This is a genomic window from Romboutsia sp. (assembly GCF_035470145.1).
Lineage (GTDB): Bacteria > Bacillota > Clostridia > Peptostreptococcales > Peptostreptococcaceae > Romboutsia_D.
This window is the reverse complement of the sequence record NZ_DATIRC010000226.1, coordinates 1-1,932: the sequence shown is the minus strand read 5'-3', so window position 1 is coordinate 1,932 and position 1,932 is coordinate 1. Positions and strand designations below refer to the sequence as shown.

At 28.1% G+C, this 1,932-nt stretch carries 3 protein-coding genes; all 3 read right to left on the bottom strand.

Going from position 1 to position 1,932, the window contains the following annotated elements:
- Nucleotides 1–313: 313 nt before the first annotated feature.
- Nucleotides 314–487 (bottom strand): helix-turn-helix transcriptional regulator, encoded by a 174-nt coding sequence (locus VLM92_RS09785; protein ID WP_325276160.1) that lies wholly within the window; start codon nt 485–487, stop codon nt 314–316.
- A gap of 98 nt (nt 488–585) precedes the next feature.
- Nucleotides 586–984, bottom strand: coding sequence for a GIY-YIG nuclease family protein (locus VLM92_RS09780; protein WP_325276159.1), 399 nt, complete (start codon nt 982–984; stop codon nt 586–588).
- Between the two features lie 30 nt (nt 985–1,014).
- On the bottom strand, nt 1,015–1,932 hold a 918-nt coding region (locus tag VLM92_RS09775; RefSeq protein WP_325276158.1), incomplete at its 5' end, for an FtsK/SpoIIIE domain-containing protein.

Here is a 1,932-nt window from a genome sequence, read left to right as displayed (position 1 = left end):
AACACCCCCAAGAGAAGCTATTTCACTTTCTAAATCCTTTACATTAGATTTATATTTTCTATAAGCTTCTTCTTTTGCGAGATAATCTGATCCATTATTTCTAAGTTGGTTACACTCTGCAAGATAGTTTAAATATTCATTTCTAACCTTATCTTCTAAAGCTTCTATTCTTGTCATATTTGACACCCCTTTTTAATTTTCAATGAACTATTTGCTTTTCTTTATATACTTATTGTATCACATTTGAGTACAAAAGATACATTTTATTTAAAAATAATTTGAGAAACTTTCGACAAATTTCCCAAATCTTGTTTTAATCTATTTCAATGTTTAATACTTCTTTTATTTTCTCTTTTTCTAACTTAGTGAATTTTCTATCTCCATTTATCTTCTTATACAAAGCATTTCTTTTTATTCCTAAAATTTCTTCTGCAAATTCTTCTAGCGTGTAGCCTTTTGCTTTTATCTTAAATTTTATATTATTCATTTCCTCACCTAACCTTCAAATCAATTTCATATAGTATATTATAGCATCAAAGCATACAAAAGATACATATAAATTAAAAATAAATAAAAAAATAAGGACTAATAAAGTCCTAATAACTTGCATAGCATAGCAACAAAATATATAAATGCCACTACTTTCCAAATAAAGCCTGTATTTTGAACTTGTAAAGGCTTAACTTCTCTAATCTGCTTATACAACTTCCATTTTCCTTCCTCAAGTGCAATTGTTGGAATATCTCGGCTTTGACCTTGTTTATTATATTTTGGTGAATACTTTGAAATATAAAACTGTTCCATTATCAAAGCATCTGATTCGGTCTTATGTTTTTGATATTCTATTTTGCATACACTACGATAACATTCTTGAGGTAAATGTCCTTTTGTAAAGTGATCCGTAATTCTTCTATCTATATTAACAGTCTTACCATAGTATATAACTTCCCCTCTAGCATTGACAAAACGGTATGTGTAAGCCATTCTCCTTCACCACCTTATGATTATATTATATCACTTTTTCAAGTGCTTTAGATAGCCTTTAACGTCTTCCATTTCAGTATAAAAACTTTGAGTAAGTATAAGCTTGCCATCTACATCATACTTGCATCTTCCTTTATCCTTTATATCTTGTAAATTAGCATTTTTTATTATCATATCACTATCAACTTTATCAGCAGTCGCTAAACCTATTCTATGAATAGTATGTGATTTAATTTTTCCTACTGTGTCCTTTGAAGGAATTTGCGTTGCAACTATGAAATAAATTCCATATGCCCTTACTAAGCCCATGCACTTAATTAATTTATCTCTTAATTTTGTATTATCACAAATCTGTGACACTTCATCTATTACAACTATTACAGGCTTTATTCTATCAGCTTCAGCTTCATTATAATCTATTATATTAAAGTGCCCTTTTCCCCTTATCTTATTTGCCCTTTCCTTACCCTCTTTACTTAAGCTATCTAACATTTTATTAAATCTATCTTCTTCAAATATACATTCCCTATTGACTTGTTGGTAAATTTCAAACGGTGGCAAATCTGTATTTTTAAAATCAACCAAAATTATCTTTAAACTATCTTTATCATAACTTAGCATTAAAGAAATTAATATTGTTCTAATTATTGAAGTTTTTCCGTATCCTGTAGCACCTGCTATTAATAAGTGATTATTTTTGTAAAAGTCTATCCATACAGGATTATTATATAAATCATGTCCTATACATACCCTTAGAGTACCTTTGCTATTAGTCCATATATATTTATAAGGCAACATTTTAGGCATTTCCAAAGAAGCTAATTTATTTTTATATTCTTTAATTTCTTTTTTCATTTCTTCTAATTCTTTATTTTCTTTCTCTTTATCATACTTCTTCTTTATAACCTTTTTATCTTCCTCTAAGTCAACCCAAGCACTTATAAACCA

Bases quoted from the DNA above. Each gene is read 5' to 3' on its own strand.
- VLM92_RS09780 (WP_325276159.1), bottom strand. From the start codon at position 984: ATGGCTTACACATACCGTTTTGTCAATGCTAGAGGGGAAGTTATATAC.
- VLM92_RS09785 (WP_325276160.1), bottom strand. From the start codon at position 487: ATGAATAATATAAAATTTAAGATAAAAGCAAAAGGCTACACGCTAGAA.